The 18517-nt window shown below is 70.4% G+C and carries 16 protein-coding genes; 7 read left to right on the forward strand and 9 right to left on the reverse strand.

The window, feature by feature from the left end; genetic code table 11:
• Positions 1–16 precede the first annotated feature (16 nt).
• Positions 17–784: a ParA family protein gene (locus tag D9V41_RS15225; protein WP_121795436.1), complete on the forward strand. Its 768-nt coding sequence runs from the start codon at positions 17–19 to the stop codon at positions 782–784.
• The gene (locus tag D9V41_RS15230) at positions 777–1421 is read left to right on the forward strand and encodes a L,D-transpeptidase (protein ID WP_166376065.1); all 645 of its coding nucleotides are present in this window, start codon (positions 777–779) and stop codon (positions 1419–1421) included. Before D9V41_RS15225 ends, D9V41_RS15230 begins: the two co-directional genes overlap by 8 nt.
• A 4-nt stretch (positions 1422–1425) precedes the next feature.
• Here the strand turns inward: D9V41_RS15230 and D9V41_RS15235 are convergent, their stop codons facing one another.
• Both D9V41_RS15235 and D9V41_RS15240 read right to left on the reverse strand, forming a co-directional pair.
• Complete coding sequence (locus tag D9V41_RS15235) at positions 1426–2151, reverse strand: VIT1/CCC1 transporter family protein (protein ID WP_121795438.1); 726 nt, start codon at positions 2149–2151, stop codon at positions 1426–1428.
• A gap of 37 nt (positions 2152–2188) precedes the next feature.
• Positions 2189–3577, reverse strand: a complete 1389-nt coding sequence (locus D9V41_RS15240; RefSeq protein WP_121795439.1) for a DEAD/DEAH box helicase — start codon at positions 3575–3577, stop codon at positions 2189–2191.
• A 191-nt stretch (positions 3578–3768) separates the two neighbouring features.
• Between D9V41_RS15240 and D9V41_RS15245 the strand changes: the two genes are divergently transcribed.
• Positions 3769–4461, forward strand: coding sequence for a ferritin-like fold-containing protein (locus D9V41_RS15245; protein ID WP_121795440.1), 693 nt, complete (start codon positions 3769–3771; stop codon positions 4459–4461).
• Positions 4462–4553: 92 nt separating this feature from the next.
• Here D9V41_RS15245 and D9V41_RS15250 read toward each other — a convergent pair whose 3' ends face one another.
• Positions 4554–4784, reverse strand: a complete 231-nt coding sequence (locus tag D9V41_RS15250) for a DUF3107 domain-containing protein (protein WP_243697299.1) — start codon at positions 4782–4784, stop codon at positions 4554–4556.
• Positions 4781–5428, reverse strand: a complete 648-nt coding sequence (locus tag D9V41_RS15255) for a TetR/AcrR family transcriptional regulator (RefSeq protein WP_208006892.1) — start codon at positions 5426–5428, stop codon at positions 4781–4783. The genes D9V41_RS15250 and D9V41_RS15255 overlap by 4 nt, the downstream gene beginning before the upstream one ends.
• A 90-nt stretch (positions 5429–5518) precedes the next feature.
• On the opposite strand from D9V41_RS15255, the gene moeZ reads away from it, so the two are divergent.
• A complete protein-coding gene (moeZ, locus tag D9V41_RS15260; protein WP_121795441.1) occupies positions 5519–6730 on the forward strand; it encodes an adenylyltransferase/sulfurtransferase MoeZ in 1212 nt (403 codons plus the stop codon).
• On the opposite strand, the gene D9V41_RS15265 is transcribed toward moeZ, so the two are convergent.
• Genes D9V41_RS15265 through D9V41_RS15285 form a run of 5 tightly spaced genes read right to left on the reverse strand, consistent with a single transcriptional unit; the run spans position 6639 to position 11566 of the window.
• Positions 6639–7157, reverse strand: a complete 519-nt coding sequence (locus D9V41_RS15265; RefSeq protein WP_341770332.1) for an NUDIX hydrolase — start codon at positions 7155–7157, stop codon at positions 6639–6641. The two genes, moeZ and D9V41_RS15265, sit on opposite strands and share 92 nt — an antisense overlap.
• Complete coding sequence (locus D9V41_RS15270; RefSeq protein ID WP_121795443.1) at positions 7117–7635, reverse strand: cob(I)yrinic acid a,c-diamide adenosyltransferase; 519 nt, start codon at positions 7633–7635, stop codon at positions 7117–7119. The genes D9V41_RS15265 and D9V41_RS15270 overlap by 41 nt, the downstream gene beginning before the upstream one ends.
• Before the next feature lie 21 nt (positions 7636–7656).
• Positions 7657–8754 (reverse strand): ABC transporter ATP-binding protein, encoded by a 1098-nt coding sequence (locus tag D9V41_RS15275; RefSeq protein ID WP_121795444.1) that lies wholly within the window; start codon positions 8752–8754, stop codon positions 7657–7659.
• Positions 8751–10508, reverse strand: coding sequence for an ABC transporter permease (locus D9V41_RS15280; protein ID WP_121795445.1), 1758 nt, complete (start codon positions 10506–10508; stop codon positions 8751–8753). Before D9V41_RS15280 ends, D9V41_RS15275 begins: the two co-directional genes overlap by 4 nt.
• The gene (locus tag D9V41_RS15285) at positions 10505–11566 is read right to left on the reverse strand and encodes an ABC transporter substrate-binding protein (RefSeq protein ID WP_121795446.1); all 1062 of its coding nucleotides are present in this window, start codon (positions 11564–11566) and stop codon (positions 10505–10507) included. The genes D9V41_RS15280 and D9V41_RS15285 overlap by 4 nt, the downstream gene beginning before the upstream one ends.
• A gap of 327 nt (positions 11567–11893) precedes the next feature.
• Here D9V41_RS15285 and D9V41_RS15290 point away from each other — a divergent pair, with 327 nt between their 5' ends.
• Genes D9V41_RS15290 through D9V41_RS15300 form a run of 3 tightly spaced genes read left to right on the forward strand, consistent with a single transcriptional unit; the run spans position 11894 to position 18513 of the window.
• The gene (locus D9V41_RS15290) at positions 11894–12181 is read left to right on the forward strand and encodes an MGMT family protein (RefSeq protein WP_121795447.1); all 288 of its coding nucleotides are present in this window, start codon (positions 11894–11896) and stop codon (positions 12179–12181) included.
• Between the two features lie 12 nt (positions 12182–12193).
• Positions 12194–15391 carry an ATP-dependent helicase gene (locus tag D9V41_RS15295; RefSeq protein ID WP_133434210.1) on the forward strand — a complete coding sequence of 1066 codons (3198 nt, stop codon included), beginning with the start codon at positions 12194–12196 and terminating at the stop codon, positions 15389–15391.
• A complete protein-coding gene (locus D9V41_RS15300; RefSeq protein ID WP_121795449.1) occupies positions 15388–18513 on the forward strand; it encodes an ATP-dependent helicase in 3126 nt (1041 codons plus the stop codon). The genes D9V41_RS15295 and D9V41_RS15300 overlap by 4 nt, the downstream gene beginning before the upstream one ends.
• Positions 18514–18517 lie beyond the last annotated feature (4 nt).

Genomic DNA, 18517 nt, shown 5'->3' on the forward strand with positions numbered 1-18517 from the left:
ACCGGGCGGTGGCACAATGGGCGGCGTGACGACGACGATCGCGTTGGCCAACCAGAAGGGCGGCGTGGCCAAAACCACGAGCGTCGCTTCGTTGGGCGCCGCCCTCGTCGAGCTCGGACACCGGGTGCTGGTCGTCGATCTCGACCCGCAGGGGAGTCTGACGTTCTCCCTCGGCATCGATCCCGAAGAACTCGAGGTCACGGTCGGCGAGGTGCTGCTCGGGAAGATCCCGGCTCTCGACGCGATCCTCGAAACCGACGACGGACCGGACCTGCTGCCGGCCAACATCGCCTTGACCCAGGCCGAGGAACAGCTGGTCACGCGGACCGGTCGCGAGCAGCGGCTCCGCGTCGCGCTGGACAAGGTCAAGGAGCACTACGACTGGATCCTGCTGGACTGCCCGCCCGCGCTCGGGGTCCTCACGGTGGGGGCGCTGACGGCCGCCGACGAGGTGATCATCCCGCTGCAGGCCGAGACGCTCTCGCACCGCGGTGTCGGCCAGCTGCTGGACACGATCTACGACGTCCGCCAGTTCGTCAACGGCAACCTCGAAGTCCGCGGCGTGCTCGCCACGATGTACGACGGCCGCACCAAGCACGCGCGAAACGTCCTCACCGCGATCGGCGACACCTACGATCTCGACGTTCTCGAGCCACCGATCCCCAAGTCGATCCGGTTCGCCGAAGCGCCCGCCCTCGGCCGCTCGATCCTCGGGACCGCCGTCAACCACAAGGGCGCCGAGGCCTATCGCGAGCTCGCCAAGGTGGTGGCGTCGCGTGGGTAAGCACCGCCGGCCTCGACGCACGCAGCAGCTGCGTGGAACGCTGCTGTTCGGCTCGGTCGCCACCTCGCTCGCGGTGGGACTGACCGCGGTGTTCTCGCCGTCGCTGTCGGTGGCGTCGGACGACCCCGGCGCGACGCCGACGATCGTCACCGCGACGCTCCCGACGGTCGAAGCGCCGATCGTCGAGCAGCCCCGCGAGGCTCCCGACCCTGACGCTCCGCCGGCCGATCCTCCGCCGCCGCCGGAGTCGGGCGAGGGGCGCCGCATCGTGTTCGACCAGAGCGATCAACGGGTATGGCTCCTCGAGGACGACGGCACCGTGACCTCCACGTATCTCGTGTCGGGAAGCCGCTTCGACAACCTCGATCCCGGCTCGTACGCGGTCCGCGCCCGGTACCGCAACGCCACGAGCTTCGACAACTCCGGCACGATGGAGTATTTCGTCGAGTTCACGACCGGGTGGAGCGAGCCGATCGGCTTCCACTCCATTCCCGTGGATCGGGAAGGCAACCTCGAACAGTCGGTCGACGAGTTGGGGCGGCCGTTGTCGGCCGGATGCATCCGCCAGAAACCGGAGGACGCCGCGTTCCTGTGGGACTGGGCCCCGATCGGCACGCCCGTCGTGGTCACCGCCTGAACCGTCAGGCCACTCCGGTCGTTCCCAGGAGAGCGCCGACGAGGTAGGTCGCCGCGAGGGCGAGGAAGCCGCCGACGAGCAGTCGAAGCGCCGCGCGGGGGCGAGAACTGCCACCGAGGGTGGCGCTCGTGACGCCGGTGACGGCCAACGCCACGAGGACGGCGGCGAACGTCGCCGGGATGCGCCACGGTGCCGGCGGGAGATAGACGGCCAGCAGCGGCAGGATCGCGCCGAGCGTGAACGCGCCTGCCGACGACACCGCGGCGTGCCACGGGTTGATGAGGTCGTCGCGATTGATTCCCAGTTCGACGGCCAGATGAGCTTCGAGCGGGTCGTGCTCGGTCAGCTCCGCAGCGACCTGGCGAGCCGTGGGAGGCGACAGGCCGCGCAGGATGAGTAACTGGGTCAGCTCCTCGAGCTCCTCGTCCGGGAACGCTTCGAGTTCGCCGCGTTCCTTGGCGATGAGCGCGCGTTCGGTGTCGCGCTGGCTGCTCACCGAGACGTATTCGCCCAGCGCCATGGAGATGGCGCCGCCGACCAGGGCGGCGACGCCGGCGGTGAGGATGGCCGAGGTCGTATCGGTCGCACTCGCGACTCCGACCACGACGGCAGCCACGGAGACGATGCCGTCGTTGGCCCCCAGCACCCCCGCGCGCAGCCAGTTCAACCGCTGGGCGAGCCCGCGGCCGTGTTCCTCACCTTCGTGCGCAGGAGGCGTCACGTCTGCCATGCGAGCACTGTACGGCGCTCACACGGCAGGCGAGCTGTCAGTCGCTCGTGGCGGAGGCGGGTGACGACGTCTCACCCTGCGCGCCGGCACCGCTGGTGCGGCGGCGACGGCGGCGGCGACGACGCGGTTGGCCGTTCTCGCCCTCGGACGTGTTCTCCCCGGTCGAGCCGGACGTCTGCTCCCGACGCTCGGCCGGCTTGGCCTCACCCGAGCCGCTGCGACGACGATTGCGGTTCCGGTCGCGGTTCGCGCCGCCGGAGGAGCCGGACGTGGCATCGTCCTTCTTCTTCTCCTTGGGCGCCGCAGGCTTGAGCCGACCGCTCACGTTCGGGTTGATGCCGAGGTCGCGGAACAAGTGCTCGGAGGTCGAGTACGTCTCCTGCGGCTCGTCGAAGGGCAGGTCGAGCGCCTTGTTGATGAGCTTCCAGCGCTGCACGTCGGCCCAGTCGACGAAGGTCACGGCCGTGCCGCTGGCACCGGCGCGGCCGGTGCGGCCGATGCGGTGCACGTAGGTCTTGTCGTCCTCGGGGCACGTGTAGTTGATGACGTGCGTGATGCCGGCGACGTCGATGCCGCGGGCGGCGACATCGGTGGCGACGAGGATGTCGACCTTCCCCTCGCGGAACCCCTGCAGTGCCTTCTCGCGGGCCTTCTGCGCCATGTCTCCGTGCAGCGGCGAAGCCGGGAAGCCGCGGTCGGCGAGGTCGTCGGCGAGTCGCTGGGCCGCGCGCTTGGTGCGGCTGAAGATGATCACGCGTCCGACGTCGTCGGCCTGCAGGATGCGGGCGACGATCTCGGGCTTGTCCATGTCGTGCGCCTGCCAGACGAACTGGTTGGTCGCCGGCACCATCTGGTTGGCCTCGCTCGACTCCGCCCGGATGTTCATCGGGTGGTGCATGTGCTTGCGGGCGAGGCTGACGATCGCCCCGGGCATCGTGGCGCTGAACAGCATCGTCTGGCGCGTCTCGGGCGTGCGCGCGAGGATCGCCTCGACGTCGGGCAGGAAGCCGAGGTCGAGCATCTCGTCGGCCTCGTCGAGGACGAGGGACTTGACGTGGCTGATGTCGAGCGCGCGGCGGTTGACCAGGTCGAGGATGCGGCCGGGCGTGCCGACGACGATGTCGACGCCGCGCTCGAGGGCCTCGAGCTGCGGCTCGTACGGAACGCCGCCGTAGATGGTGAGGTTGCGCGTTCCGCGGTTCTTGGAGGCGGTCTTGACGTCGTTGGCGACCTGGAGCGCGAGCTCGCGGGTCGGCGCGACGATGAGCGCCTGCGGCTTGCCCGGAGCGGCGAGCTGATCGTAGTCGGCGTCGCCGGGGGCCAGTGTCCGCTGGATCACCGGGATGGAGAACGCGAGCGTCTTCCCGGTTCCCGTGCGGGCCTGGCCGATCAGGTCGGTGCCCATGAGGGCGACCTGAAGGGTCATCTCCTGGATGGGGAACGGTGTCGTGATGCCGACCTCGGCCAGCGCATCGGCGATGGCGGGTTCGACACCCAGCTCGGTGAAAGTAGTCAGTGTTCTTCTCGGATTTCTTCTCTGACGTCCTCGAGGGACGTCGCAAGTCTTTCGTTCGGGCGGCGTCGTGAGCGGTGCCGCATCGCGTTACGCTGCGGATCATGACCGCCGTGCCGAACGCCTTCGAGGATCCAGCCTACCGTCTCGGCGTGATCGATTTGCTAGGACTGCTGGCTTATGGCGAGATCAGTGCCTGCGAGCGGCTCGCCGAGGACGCCAAACTGGCCCCGGATCTGGCCACGAAGGTGGAGGTCGCAGCGATGGCCACGACGGAGTTCCACCACTTCGAGCAGCTGCGCGACCGGCTCGTCGGACTGCAGGTCGATCCGTTCGAGGCCATGCGCCCGTTCGTCTCCACGTTCGAGCGTTTTCACCGCCTGACGCAGCCGTCGAACTTCCTCGAGGGGCTCGTCAAGGCGTATGTCGGCGACGGTCTGGCGGCGGACTTCTACCGCGAGATCGCCGCGTTCCTGGACGCCGACACCCGCGAACTCGTGCTGTCGACGCTGAGCGGCACCGGACACTCGGAGTTCGTCGTCGACGTCATCCGCCGGGCGATCGCCGACGACCCGAAGGTCGGTGGCCGACTCGCGCTGTGGGCCCGGCGGCTCATGGGTGAGGCGTTGAGTCACGCGCAGGCGGTCGTCGCCGAACGCGACGCGTTGACCGCTGTGCTCGTCGGCAGTGTCGACCGCCCCGGCAGCGGCATGGACCTCGCGATGATCGGCCGCATGCTCACCCGCCTCACCGAGGCTCACACCACGCGCATGGAGACCCTCGGCCTCGCCGCCTGAGGGCGTAGCCGACGCGTATCGAGACCACGTGACGTGATCTCGATACGCGTCTCGCAGAACTCGCCGCTACTCGATCGCCCTCAGCCGCCGACTCAGGTGAGGCCGAAGCCGACCTTGCGGCCGGAGTCGGAGGTGAAGTACAGGTACGCCACCTTGTCGGCCGGGACGGCCACGGTGCGGCCCTTGGCGTCGGTGATGGTGAACACGGAGTTGTCGGCCATCGCCGTGCGCAGCTCGCTGAGCACGGAGTCGGGCGCGGCGTCGGTCTCGACGGACAGCTCTCGGGAGGCGTTCTGGACGCCGATCTTGACCTCCACGGTCATTCCTCTCCTTCGGTGGACGGGGTGCGGTGCGGGTTGGGGAAGCCGCCGATGCCTCGCCAGGCGAGCGACGACACGAGGCCCACGGCCTCGTCCCGCGTGAGGGTGGACTGCGCCGACAGCCAGTTGCGGGCGCCGACGTGGCCCATGCCGACGAGGCTCACCGCGAGCAACTGCGCGGCGGCCTCGGACAATCCGGTGTCCTCGCGGATGACCTCGGCGATCGCGCTGGCCGATTCGCTGATCACGCGGTCGACGAGTTCGCGGACCTCGGGGTCGTTGGTGAGGTCGGATTCGAACACGAGGCGAAAGGACTGGCCCTGGTCGGCGACGTAGTCGTACCAGAGCTCGATCGTGGCTTGGACGCGGCGCGGGTTGTCCGTCGTCGAGGCGAGCGCGGTCCGGACTCCTTCGATGATCTCGTCGCAGGAGGTCGACAGCAGAGCGAGGTACAGGTCGAGCTTTCCCGGGAAGTGCTGGTAGAGCACGGGTTTGGACACGCCGGCCCGCTCGGCGATCTCGTCCATCGATGCCGCGTGGTAGCCCTGCTCGACGAACACACCCCGTGCCACCTCCAGCAGTTGCGCCCGGCGGGCGGTGCGCGGAAGGCGACTGGTTCGGGGGCGGGCGTCGGCAGCAGAACTCACGCACGCCAGCGTAGTCGGTGCGCGTTCACGATCCGGACGGCCATCGGGCGGCTGTCCGGGCCGGGGAACAATGGAGGCGTCCGCGTGGTTATGACGGACATCCGGACCCCCAGGCCGAAGGAGAGACGTGTGGTTGCCCCACTCGTGGAACCCGCCGACGAACTGACCATCGACGAGGTTCGCCGCTACAGTCGCCACCTGATCATCCCCGACGTGGGCATGACGGGCCAGAAGCGACTCAAGAACGCCAAGGTGCTCGTGATCGGTGCGGGCGGTCTCGGCAGCCCCGCGCTGCTCTACCTGGCTGCCGCCGGCGTCGGCACGCTCGGCATCATCGACGACGACGTCGTCGACGAGTCGAACCTGCAGCGCCAGGTCATCCACGGCCAGTCCGACATCGGCAAGCCCAAGGCCGTGTCCGCCGCCGAGCAGGTCGCGGAGACCAACCCGTACGTGAACGTCATCGTCCACCAGGAGCGGCTGGACAACGACAACGTGCTGGAGATCTTCAGCCAGTACGACCTCATCCTCGACGGCACCGACAACTTCGCGACGCGGTACCTCGTCAACGACGCCGCGGTGATCCTCGGCAAGCCCTACGTGTGGGGCTCGATCTACCGCTTCGAGGGCCAGGTCTCGGTCTTCTGGGCGCAGGAAGGCCCCCAGTACCGCGATCTCTACCCCGAGCCGCCGCCGCCGGGCATGGTCCCGTCGTGCGCCGAGGGCGGCGTCCTCGGCGTCCTGTGCGCCTCGATCGGTTCGATCATGGTCACCGAGGCGATCAAGCTCATCACCGGCATCGGCGATCCGCTCATCGGCCGGTTGATGGTCTACGACGCGCTGGAGATGCGCTACACTACCCTGAAGATCCGCCGTGATCCCGAGGGTGAGCTGCCGACCAAGCTCATGGACGACTACGTCGCGTTCTGCGGCGCGGTGAGCGACGAGGCGGCCGAGGCTGCCGCGGACTCCACCATCAGCGTCCACACGCTCAACGACTGGCTCAAGGAGCGCGCGGACGGTGGGCGCGACTTCGTGCTCGTCGACGTGCGCGAGCCCAACGAGTACGAGATCAACAAGATCCCCGGCTCGGTGCTCATCCCCAAGGGCGAGATCCTCGGCGGCAAGGCGTTCGATCAGCTGCCCCAGGACAAGCAGGTCGTCCTGCACTGCAAGTCGGGCGTGCGCTCGGCGGAGGCGCTGGCGGTGCTCAAGGGCGCCGGCTACGCCGACGCCGTCCACGTCGGCGGCGGTGTGGTGGCCTGGGTCGACCAGATCGATCCCTCCCAACCCGCCTACTGAGCTGACGGGCGAGCTCGCGGTCGCGAGGATGCGTCAGCAGGCCGAGTGCGGCAGTGAGATCGACCCAGCGCAGCGCGTCGATCTCACTGCCCGCCACGAAGGTGTCCTCGTGCAGGACGTCCATCAGCCAGTAGTGCGTGGGCTTGGGTGATCCGTCGGTCAGTCCGCCGCTGACGAGGCCGAGATAGTCGCCGAGCCGGCAATGCAGACCGGTCTCCTCCCACACCTCACGTACTGCCGTCCGCCGGAGGCTCTCGCCCGGATCGACCTTCCCCTTGGGGAACGACCAGTCGTCGTGGCGTGGCCGGTGGACGACGGCGGTCAGGAGGCGTCCAGCCCGCTCGGCGAGGACGATGCCCCCGGCCCTCAGCGCCGTCGCGTTCGCGTCATTGGAGGATTCCCCGCTTCTCACGGTGCTTCTCCGCACTGAATCGCGTGACGGTGTCCGCGGCTGACACGAGCGGCCCAGATGCCGTGCGGCCGGTGACGATCACGCTCGTGGAGGCGGCGCGCCGCTCGAGCGTCTCGACGACCTCGCGTTCGTCGACCCATCCCGCATGGACGGCGTGGGTGAGCTCGTCCAGGATGACCAGTCCGTACTCCCCGCTCTCGATGGCCACCCGGCTGCGCTCCCAGGCCATCGCCCCGAGCGCCTGCGGCTGCGCGGCACCCCACGAGGTGGCGGGCGTGAACACAGCCCACTCCACGCCGAGGCGCCGCGCACTCGCGGCCTCGGCCGCGTTCCAGGGCTCGCCCTTGAGGAACTGGACGACGAGCGTCGCCCAGCCGCGTCCGGCGCTGCGCATCGCGTAGCCGAACGAGGCGGCGCTCTTGCCCCATCCGTCGCCGACGAACAGCATGACGATCCCGTCGGTGGGCTGGCGGCGACGTCGACCCGTGGTCACGGTGCCACTGTACGCAAGCGCTCATGCGGCCGAGGTGAAGATCAGCACCCCGTCGGAGGCGATCTCCAGGCCGATCTTCCGCCCTGGGGACACCGGCGTCCGGTTGAGGACGGTGAGCATGCCCGCCCCTGGGATCTCCGCCAGGATCCGGTAACCGCGGCCTTCGAAGACGCACGCACTGACGAGCGCGGGCAGCCGGCCGTCGAGCGGGAGGTGGTCCTCGTGCACCCGCACCGCATCGGGGTGGACGAGCACGAGGTCGGCTGTGCCCGGCTCGGCCATCCGGTGCGGCCCCACCAGCGCCCCCGAGGCCACGATGGCACGCGCGTGACCCCCTGACATGGGCTGCACGTCGGTGGGGGCGAGGGACGACGAGAAGCCCGCCATCTCGGCCACCCACGGCGAGACCGGGGCCGCGAAGACCTCGGCAGGTGCTCCGTGTTGGACCACGCGGCCGCTGTGCAGCACGAGGAGTTGGTCGGCGAGCGCCAGCGCCTCGTGCACGTCGTGGGTCACGTAGACGGCCGTGGTGTCGAGCCCGGCGAGCAGGTGGGCGAGTTCGGCACGCATGAGCGTGCGCAGCTGGACGTCCAGGTTCGACAACGGCTCATCGAAGAGGAGCAGGCTCGGCCGCGTGGCCAGCGCCCGGGCGATCGCCACGCGCTGCTGCTGACCGCCGGACAGTTCGGCGGGGCGTCGGTCCTCCAGTCCCTCGAGGTGCAGCAGCGCCACGAGCTCCTCGACTCGTGAGTCCCGGGCGGCCGCGGAGGTGCGGTGGCGTCCGTGGCGCAGGCCGTAGGCGATGATGTCGCGCACGCGCAGGTGTGGCCACAGCGCGTAGCTTTGGAACACCATGTTGACGTCGCGACGGTCCGGGTCGAGTGCCCAACCGGTTCGAGACAGGTCCCGGTCGCCGAGCGTGATCCGCCCTTCATCGGGAGCTTCGATTCCGGCGAGCAGCCGCAGCAGCGTCGACTTCCCGCAGCCCGACGGTCCGAGGACGGCCAGTGTCGTGCCGCCCGCGACGGTGACGCTGATGTTGTCGAGGGCCGGGTCCTGCCGGTGGTGGTCGTAGTAGCGGGTCAGTGCGGTGACGTCGAGATCGGGCGAGGGGTTCACCGTGCGGGCTCCTTGCGGTGAGGCGATGTGGCGGTGGGCGCGACGCGGCGCGTCAGTCGGCGGCCGATGACGGTGGAGACGGCCGCGAGTCCGATGATCACGACGGCGCTGAAGATGGCCCCGGCGGTGGCGTAGCCGTACTTGCCGCGGTCGTACTCGCGGAGGATCTCGACCGGCAGCGTTGCGAAGCTCGGCGGGGCCAGCATGGTCGTGGCGGCGAGGTCGAAGACCCCCGAGGCGAAGACCGCGACGAGCGCGGAGAGCACGGCCGGTGCGATGAGCGGCGCCACGATGGTCCGCAGCCGCCTGATGAGGGGGACTCCCGACAACGCCGCCGCGTGGAGCTGGGACTCGGGGACCTGGGCGAGTGCGCCGAGCTGGAGTCGCAGCGCCACGGGGACGGCGGCCGCGGTCCCGGCCAGCACGAGCAGGACGGGGCGGCCGTACAGATCCAGGCCGACGTGCGACAGCACGGGCTGGTTCCAGACGAAGATGTACCCCACGGCGAGCACGATGCCGGGAATCGCCAGGGTGATCGTGCTGGTCAGATCGATGAACCCGCGACCGGGGAATCGGGTGAACGTCAACACGACGCCGATGAGGAAGCCGAGGATGGTTGCCAGGACCGCGACCGCGGCGGCGATGAGGAGGCTGTTGACCGCGCCCTCCAGTATCGTCGAGCCGCCCGTGGTGATGGCGCGATAGTGCTCAAGGGTCAGGTTCTCCCAGCTGGGCCCCCGAGACACCGAGTGCGAGAGAGACACGTACAGCGACGAACCTAGCGGAACGCCGAGGGAGAGGGCCGCGAACGCGACGACGAGAGCGCTCCAGCGCCACGGTCGTCGTGCGGGCGGGGCGACGAACGCCACCGACTGCGCGGTGAGCGATGCGAATCGGTGTCGCCGCAACAGACGCAGGTAGATGAGTACCGACAGCGACAGGATCGCGACGAGGTACAGCGAGAGGACCCCGGCCAGTTCGAATCTGACCGGGCTCTGACGCACCGAGGCGTAGATCGAGTAGGGCAGTGTCGGGAACTGGTAGGACGCGGACAGAGCCGCCGGCAGCCCGAAATCGCCGATCGTGTCGATGAAGATCAGCACCGCCCCCGAGAGCGCCGCGGGAGCCAGCAGCGGCAGGCGTACGGTCCGCAGGATCGTCCAGCCCCGGGCGCCGCTGAGGGCCGCCGCGTGGCGGAGCGCCGGATCCTCCCAGTGGAGTGCCGCGGTGGTGGCGAGGTAGGAGAGCGGGAACCGGGTCAGGCTCATGATGACGATGAGGCCCCCGGGGGTGAAGACGAGATCGGCGAGCACGGTCGATCCGAAGATCGCCGTGAACGTGCCGGACGGGGAAGCGAACAAGACCCAGCCCTGGGCGAGGATGAACGACGGCGTGACCAGCAGGACCCAGGCGCACACGTCGAGCAGCCGCGCCCCCGGGAAGCGCACCGTGTGGCGCAGGACGGCCAGGGCGAAGCCGAGGAGTCCACCACCGATCATGGCGCCCCCGGCGAGCACGAGCGAGTTGCGCAGCGACTGCTGCCACAGGGGCCGCTCGGCGATCTCGGCGAGCGTCTGCGGGCTGAACCCCCAGTCCCGGGTCAGGCCGATGCCGGGGAACACCGCCTGCACCAGCACGAAGATCACCGGTACCCCGACGAGCACCATGAGCGCCCCGATGACCGCCCAGCCGAGGATGTCGCTCGCCGGGAGCCGTGGGATCGCGAGCGAACGTCGCGTCGTGGGCGTGCTCACCGCGCCTGCTGGTCGGCGAACCAGTCCTTGATGGCGGCCTCGTGCTCGGCGGCGAACGAGGCGTCCGTCAGCAGCAGCGGGGCGTCGGCCGGACGATCGTCGGGGAGCGAGGAGGTGTCCACACCCTCGACGAGGGGCGTGAAGATGCCGTCGTCCTCACCGTGCTCCATGAGGTACTCGACGGTGTCGGCCTCGAGCAGCCAGTCGACGAGGGTGAGGGCAGCGCAGGGGCGCGGAGTGTCGGCACTGATGGCGACCGCGCGCACGACGCCGGGAGCGCCCTCGTCCGGCCAGACGAAATCGACGGGTTCGCCCGCCTCGATCATCGAGTAGACGTTTTGCTCCTGCAGGGCCGCCACGGTGGTCTCGCCCGAGATCAATGCCTCGCCGACCGGGCCGTTCTTCTCGTAGGTGTGGAGGCCGTTGGCGAACAGGGTGTCGAAGTAGTCTTCGGCGCTGTCGGTCCCCAGATCCTGGAAGAACCAGGACACGACCGGATACGCCGGCGCGGCCACAGCCGGGTCGGCGATGCCGATGGGCGCGTACTTGGGCCGGGTCAGATCGGCCCACGTGCGCGGGGCGTCGGTCTCGCCGACGCGATCGGTGTTGTAGGCGATCACGGCCGCGGCGTGCTGGCTGAAGGGGACCCACGCGTGGTCATCGCGCAGCAGGGCCTGGCCTTCGGCTGTGAGCTGCTCGAGGTTGGTGAGCTGATGTCCGGTGAGTAGCTGATCGTCATCGGCCAGCGCCTCGAGGCTGCCGTGGCCGTCGAGGAGCACGACGTCCCACTGGGGGTTGTTGGCCTCGGCGGCGATGCGGGCGAGGATCTCGCCACCGCCGAGATCGGCGATCTCGGTGCCGATGCCGGTGTCGTCGGTGAACTTGTCGCTGAGAGTCGACCCGAAGGGGTTGAGGTAGACCCGCAGATCGCCGTCCTCGACGCTGCACGAGGCGGCATCGAGGTCGTCGGGCGAGGCTTCGGGCGACGCCGTCGAGGCGCAGGCGGTCAGCGTGGTGGCGGCGACAGCGGCCACCGCGATCAAGGCCGGAATACGCATGGGGATCTCCGTTTCGGTTCGGTGTCGAGGTGTCGACGACCTCAGCGTGGCGAGCTGAGGTGAACACCGTCCTCGTGCCGCTGCCACGATCCTCGTGCGCCGCAGTGAACGTCCGAAGACTCCGTGCCCCACCGACACCCGCTGTTCACGAGTCGTTCGATCGCTGTTGGATCGTCGGGCATCCACAGGTCACCTGGTGGGGTGGCGCATGATGTCGGTGCCCCTGTCCTCGTCGGCTCGAGCGGCGAGTGAGTACACACGCTCGCCCACGCGGTGGGGGACCGCTCACCGCCCACCGCGAGCGGCGAGCGTTAGCGTGACTCCACCATGAACGAGCGGTTCACCGAACGCGTCCTGGCCCGGGTGGAGCAGATTCCCCCGGGCCAGGTGCTCACGTTCGGCCTCATCGCCGAGGACCTCGGCGAGGGCGGGCCCCGGCAGGTCGGGCAGGTCATGTCCCGGGTCGGTCACGTCGTCTGCTGGTGGCGAGTCGTGCGTGCCGACGGCACCTTGCCGGCTCATCTGATGCTGGAGGCGCAGGAGCACTGGGCGCGTGAGGGCACGCCGGTGCGCCGCGGGCGGGTGGATGTGCCCCGCGCTGTCGGTGGCGTCTGATTGCATGGCGTCATGCCCTCGTCGCCCGTGGAGTACCGCCTCGTCCGCCCGGACACCGCGGCCGCCCCTGCGCCGCAGCTCGACGAGAGCCAGCAGGCGGTGGTCGACCACCGTGGCGGACCTCTGCTCGTGCTGGCCGGGCCGGGCACCGGCAAGACCACCACGATCGTCGAGGTCGTCGTCGACCGCATCGCCCGTGAGGAACTGCGCCCCGAGCAGATCCTCGTCCTGACCTTCAGTCGCAAGGCAGCCGAGGAGTTGCGCGAGCGCATCGCCGCCCGACTCGCCGGCTCGGCCGGCGTCGTGCCGGCCATGACCTTCCACGCCTTCTGTTACGCGCTGGTGCGCGAGTTCTCCGACCCCGAGGCGTTCGCCGCTCCGCCCACGTTGCTCACGGCTCCAGAACGCGACGCCGTCATCGCCGAGCTCCTCGCCGGTCACGACGTCGAGTCCTGGCCGGCATCGCTGCGCCAGGCACTGCGCACGCGCGGGTTCGCGGGGGAGGTGCAGTCCTTCATGGCGCAGCTCGCGGCGCGGGGCCTCGACGCCGCCGACCTCCGCGAGCTCGCCGCGGCCCGCCAGCGCCCGGACTGGGCACGCCTGGCCGACGCCATCGAGGAGTACGACCAGGTCACCGGCCTGCAGAACCTCGCCGACTACACGAACCTCGTCACGTCGGCCCGTCAATTGATCGACGACCCCCGCATCGGCGCACAGCTGCGCGAGCGGTTCGGGCTCGTCGTGGTCGACGAGTACCAGGACACCGATCCGCTCCAGGTCGACCTGCTCCATGAACTGGCGGGGGACGGTCGCGACCTCGTCGTGGTGGGCGATCACGATCAGGCGATCTACGGCTTCCGCGGCGCCGATCCCGCGGGCATCGCGCAGTTCCCCGAGCAGTTCGGCACCCCTGCCGCGCCCGCGCGCGTGCTGGCACTGCGGGTCACCCGGCGGTTCGGGCCGGAGATCCTGCGGGCCGCCCACACCGTGCTCGGCCCGGTCGGACACCAGGGGAGCCTCGACCCGGAGATCCTGCGACGCCACCGCGAGGTCAGCTCGCGGGCGCCCTATCCGGGCGAGGTGCGGGTCGAGACGTACGCCTCGGCCACGGCGGAGGCGGAGCACATCGCCGATCTCCTGCGCCGCGCCCACCTCGACCAGCAGCTGCCGTGGTCGGACATGGCGGTGCTCGTGCGCACCGGCAGCGATCTGGCCCGGCTGCAGCGCGCGCTGGTTCCCGCCGGGGTGCCGGTCGAGGTGGCCGGTGACGAGATCCCGCTGACCGCCGAGCCGGCGGTCCGCGCCCTGCTGTCGGCGCTCGAGGCCGCCGACCTCCTTGCGCGGGGGTTCCCGCTCGATCCCGAGCACGCGCAGGTCGTGCTCAGCGGGCCGCTCGGCGAGCTCGACGCGCCCGCCCTGCGGCGACTCGGCCGGGCCCTGCGACAGCGTGCGCCCGAGCGCCGTTCCACCGAGCTGACCGCCGACGCCCTCAGCGATCCGGCGATGCTCGGCTTCGGGCGGCTCGAGCCGGCCACCGCCGAGGCCGTGGAGCGCGCCCGACGGCTCGCCGCCCTGCTGCGGCGCGCCGCGAAGCAGATCAGTGACGGTGAGCCGCCCGAGCAGGCGTTGTGGACCCTCTGGGACGGGACGGACTGGCCGCAGCGACTTCTCACCCAGTGGGAGTCCGGGGGAGAGGGCCGGCTCACGGCCGATCGCGACCTCGACGCGGTGGTGGCCTTGTTCCACCACGCCGCCCGCACCGAGGAACGCAAGCAGCGGGTGAGCGTCGCCAACTTCATCGCCGAACTGCGGGCTCAGCAGATCCCGGCCGATCAGCTCGTCGGCTCGCAGAGCCGGCCCGATGCCGTTCGGTTGATGACCGCGCACCGTTCCAAGGGCCTCGAGTGGCCGCTCGTCGTCGTGGCCGGCGTGCAGGAGGAGCGATGGCCCGATCTGCGGCACCGCGGCTCGTTGCTCCAGGCGGAGGCGCTCGACGGTGCCCACGCCGCCTCCCGAAGCGACCGGCTCCGCGAGGAACGGCGGCTCTTCTACGTCGCGTGCACGCGGGCCAGCCGCACGCTCGTCGTCACCGCGGTCGAGACGCCCACCGACGACGGCGATCAGCCCTCCCGCTTCGTCCGCGCCCTGCTGGACGCGGGGTTCGGGCCCGCCGACCCCGGCGTACTGCCGCGGGCGAGGCCCCGTCGGCCGCTGTCGCTGCGCGGTGTGGTCGCCCAGCTGCGCAGCTACGCCGGGCACCCTGATGTCGCTCTGCGCGACGAGGCCGCCGCGATGCTCGCCGAGATCGCGCGCCACGACGTCTGGGCCGGCCGCGCCGCGCATCCGGATCGGTGGTGGGGCACGCGCGAGCTCACGATCAACGAGCACCCGCTCAAGGACCCGGACGCCCCCATCGTGTTGTCCGGCTCGTCGGTCGCGGAGATCGCCAGCTGTTCACTCAAGTGGTTCCTCTCGCGCGAGGCCCGCGGCACACGCGGCAGCTCCACCGCGCAGGGCTTCGGCCTCGTCGTCCACGCGATCGCTGCCGACATCGTGCGGCGCGACGTCCGCGAGCCCGACCTGGCCGAGATGGAAGGGCACCTCGACGAGGTCTGGGACCGGCTCGACCACCAGGCGCCGTGGATCAGCGCGCGCGAGAAGGCCGATGCGCGCACCGCCCTGCTGCGCTTCGCGCGGTGGCACGCGGCCAATCCGCGTACGCCGCTGGCCGCCGAGCACGCGTTCGAGGTCGAGCTGGAGCTCGACGGGGAGCGGGCGGTCCTGAAGGGATCGATGGACCGCGTCGAGCTCGACGCCGAGGGGCGCGTGCACGTCGTCGACTTCAAGACCTCGAAGAACGCCCCCAAAGCCGCCGAGGTCGCCGCGCACCCGCAGTTGGGCGTCTACCAGCTCGCCGTCGCGCACGGTGCCACCGAGGAGCTCGCCCCGGGTGCGCCGTCCGGCGGCGCCGAGCTGGTGCAGCTGCGCCAGCCTGCGGGCGCCAAGCATCCCGACGTGCCCAAGGTGCAGCCGCAGGACGCACCGGCAGCGGCGGAGCCGTTCTTCGCCCTCGACCTGGTCCGCGACTCCATCCGGGTCATGCGCGAGGAGCGCTTCGTCGCGATGCCCGACACGTGCTCGTTCTGCGAGTTCCAGATGGTGTGCCCGTCCACCACCGCGTTCACCATCGGCGGAGGGGAGCAGGCATGAAGCTGGTGCGCGATCCCGATCACCTGCGCGAGATCCTGGGCATCCCGTTCAGCGCGGAGCAGATGGCGGCGATCACCGCCGACCCGCACCGACCCCAGGCCATCATCGCCGGGGCCGGCTCAGGCAAGACGGCCGTCATGGCCGCGCGCGTCGTGTGGCTCGTCGGGCACGAGGAGATCGACCCCGCGCGCATCCTCGGGCTGACGTTCACCGCCAAGGCGGCCGGCGAGCTCGCCACCCGGGTGCGACGGTCGCTCGATCTCATCGGCGACTTCTCGCTCGAGTACGGCGAGCCGACCATCTCGACCTATCACGCCTTCGCCGGCATGCTCATCTCCGAGCACGGCCTGCGGCTCGGCGTGGAACCGGATCTGCGGGTGCTCGCCGACGCCACCCGCTTCCAGATCGCCGCCCGGGTGGTGCGCGGCTACGACGGGCCGCTCTCGCACGTCTCGGCGTGGATGCCCACCACCATCACCGACCTGCTCGCGCTCGACGCGCAGCTGTCGGAGCACCTCGTCGCACCGCAGCGGCTTCGCGAGTACGACGCCCGCATCATCGCCGAGGTCGAATCGGTCGACAAGCAGCTCGCCTTGCATCGGGACATCGCCGATCGAGCCCGCAAGCGCACCGAGCTGAGCCGTCTGGTCGACGCCTATCGCACCGCCAAGCTCGACGCCGGCGTCATGGACTTCTCCGACCAGATGTCCTGGGGCGCCCAACTCGCGCAGCTGCCGGAGGTGGGCACGGCGCTGCGCGAGCGATTCGAGGTGGTCCTGCTCGACGAGTACCAGGACACCTCGGTCGCCCAGCGCGACCTGTTGCGGGCGCTCTTCGCCGGCCAGGGGATCAGCGCCGTGGGCGATCCGGCTCAGGGGATCTACGGGTGGCGTGGTGCCGCCTCGGGCAACCTCGCCGCGTTCCTCGACGATTTTCCCGCGCACGACGGCGGGCGCGGGGAGTTGCACTCGCTCGCGGTGAGCCGGCGCTGCGCTCCGGAGATCATCGACCTCGCGGGCGTCATCGCCGCCGAGTACTACGCCGATCCGGCGGTCGCCAAGGTCGTCACGCCGCTGCAAGCGGCACCGGAGAACCCGCCCGGCGAGGTGTCGGTGGCGCTACACCAGGGCGTCGTCGAGGAGATCGAGGCGCTCGTCGAGCTGATCGCCGAGGCCGGCGAACGAGCGCGTGAGGCCGGACGCGAGCAGACCTGGCGCGAGATCGCCGTGCTGGTACGAGCCACGAGCGAGAACACCGAGATCGTCCAGGCGCTCCGTCGCCGTGGCATTCCGGTCGAGATCGTCGGGCTCACCGGCCTGTTGAGCCAGCCCGAGGTGCTCGACGTCCTCGCCGTCCTCGAACTGCTCGAGGACGTCACGGCCAATCCCGCCATGCTGCGGCTGCTCACCGGCCCCAGATGGCGCATCGGCGACCGCGATCTCGCCCTCCTCGGCAAACGTGCCGCCCACCTCGGCCGCATCTGGCGCGACGACAACGACGCGGACGATCCCGCCGGTCGGCTGCAGGCCGACCTCGAGCAGGCCACGGCAGGCACCGACCCGACCGAGATCGTCGCGCTCGCCGAGGCCGTGGAGGATCCGGGCGACCTCCCGTACTCCGACGCCGCGCGCGAGCGCTTCGCCGAGCTCGCGACGATGCTGTCGCGGCTGCGGCGCCACGTCCACGAGCCGCTGCTCGACCTCGCCCGCCGGGTCGTCACCGAGCTCGACCTCGACGTCGAGCTCGCCACCGAGCAGATCTCCTCGGACAACCTGACCCTCCTGCTCGACGCGATCGGCGACTACGCGCAGTTCGACCGCTACGCCTCGCTGTCCGGGCTGCTGGCGTATCTGCAGGCCGAGACCGAGTTCAACAAGGGCATGGAGCTCAGCGCGCCCTCCGAGGCCGACTCCGTCAAGCTGCTCACGGTGCACAAGTCCAAGGGTCTGGAATTCGACGAGGTGTTCGTGCCGTTCGTGTCCGACGGCGTCTTTCCCGACGCCAAGGGCCGCGCGCGGTGGACCACGAACGCCAGCGTCCTGCCCGTCGCTCTGCGCGGCGACGCCGACTTCGTCCCGGACATCGAGGAGTTCACCTCCGCCGGCGACGCGGACTTCAGGGCGCGCTGCAAGGCCGACGCGCTCATGGAGGAGATCCGCCTCGGCTATGTCGCGTTCACGCGCGCGCGCCACCGGTTGCACGTGAGCGGGCACCGCTGGGGCCGCACGCAGCTCAAGCCGCGCAAGGTCTCCCGGTTCCTGGACGATGTCCGTCGCTGGCTGGGTGAGCGCGGCGTCGAGCCGCTCGTGTGGTCGCCGGAACCGGCCGAGGACGAGCAGAATCCGCACGTCGACGCCACCACCTACGCCTGGCCCATGCCGCTGCACGGCATGGAGCCGCGGCGCGCCTTCGCCGACGACGTCCGCCGTCACCTCGGCGCCACCGAAGCACTGCCGATCACCGTCCACCCCGAGCTCATGCAGATCCGCGCCGAGCTGGACCTGCTGATCGAGGAGGCGAGCGACGCCGAGTCGTCCGTCGTCGAGGTGATGCTGCCGCCGGCCCTGTCGGCCACCTCGGCACTCGCGCTGGCCGAGGACGAGACGTCGTTCGCTCGCGCGCTGGCCCGTCCGATGCCGCGTCGGCCGTCCTCGGCCGCGCGTTTCGGTACGCGCCTGCACGCCTGGATCGAGGCGCGCTACGGTCAGCAGACGTTGCTGGACCCGGGCGATCTCCCAGGCCGGGCCGACACCGAGGTGCTCGACGACGCCGACCTCGCGGCGCTGCAGAAGGCCTTCGAGGCCGGGCCCTTCGCCGAGCGCGAGCCGGTCGCGATCGAGGCGCCGTTCTCGCTGCGCCTCGGCGGTCAGCAGCTCATCGGGCGGATCGACGCGGTGTTCGCCACCGACGACGGCTTCGAGGTCGTCGACTGGAAGACCAATCGCCGAGCGGACGCCGATCCGCTGCAGCTGGCGATCTACCGGCTCGCGTGGGCCGAGATGCACGGCATCGAGCCGGAGCGAGTGACCGGCGCCTTCTACTACGTCCGCCTCGACGAGGTGCGCCGCTTCGACGACCTGCCCGGGCGATCCGGCCTCGAGGAGCGACTCGGGCTACGGTGAGCAG

Source organism: Aeromicrobium phragmitis (genome assembly GCF_003674095.1).
Taxonomy (GTDB): domain Bacteria; phylum Actinomycetota; class Actinomycetes; order Propionibacteriales; family Nocardioidaceae; genus Aeromicrobium; species Aeromicrobium phragmitis.

Excerpts from the sequence above, each read along its gene's own strand:
- D9V41_RS15225 (WP_121795436.1), top strand. The coding sequence starts at position 17 with ATGGGCGGCGTGACGACGACGATCGCGTTGGCCAACCAGAAGGGCGGC.
- D9V41_RS15235 (WP_121795438.1), bottom strand. The coding sequence starts at position 2,151 with ATGGCAGACGTGACGCCTCCTGCGCACGAAGGTGAGGAACACGGCCGC.
- D9V41_RS15240 (WP_121795439.1), bottom strand. The coding sequence starts at position 3,577 with ATGACCCTTCAGGTCGCCCTCATGGGCACCGACCTGATCGGCCAGGCC.
- D9V41_RS15245 (WP_121795440.1), top strand. The coding sequence starts at position 3,769 with ATGACCGCCGTGCCGAACGCCTTCGAGGATCCAGCCTACCGTCTCGGC.
- D9V41_RS15250 (WP_243697299.1), bottom strand. The coding sequence starts at position 4,784 with ATGACCGTGGAGGTCAAGATCGGCGTCCAGAACGCCTCCCGAGAGCTG.
- moeZ (WP_121795441.1), top strand. The coding sequence starts at position 5,519 with ATGACGGACATCCGGACCCCCAGGCCGAAGGAGAGACGTGTGGTTGCC.
- D9V41_RS15285 (WP_121795446.1), bottom strand. The coding sequence starts at position 11,566 with ATGCGTATTCCGGCCTTGATCGCGGTGGCCGCTGTCGCCGCCACCACG.
- D9V41_RS15290 (WP_121795447.1), top strand. The coding sequence starts at position 11,894 with ATGAACGAGCGGTTCACCGAACGCGTCCTGGCCCGGGTGGAGCAGATT.
- D9V41_RS15295 (WP_133434210.1), top strand. The coding sequence starts at position 12,194 with ATGCCCTCGTCGCCCGTGGAGTACCGCCTCGTCCGCCCGGACACCGCG.
- D9V41_RS15300 (WP_121795449.1), top strand. The coding sequence starts at position 15,388 with ATGAAGCTGGTGCGCGATCCCGATCACCTGCGCGAGATCCTGGGCATC.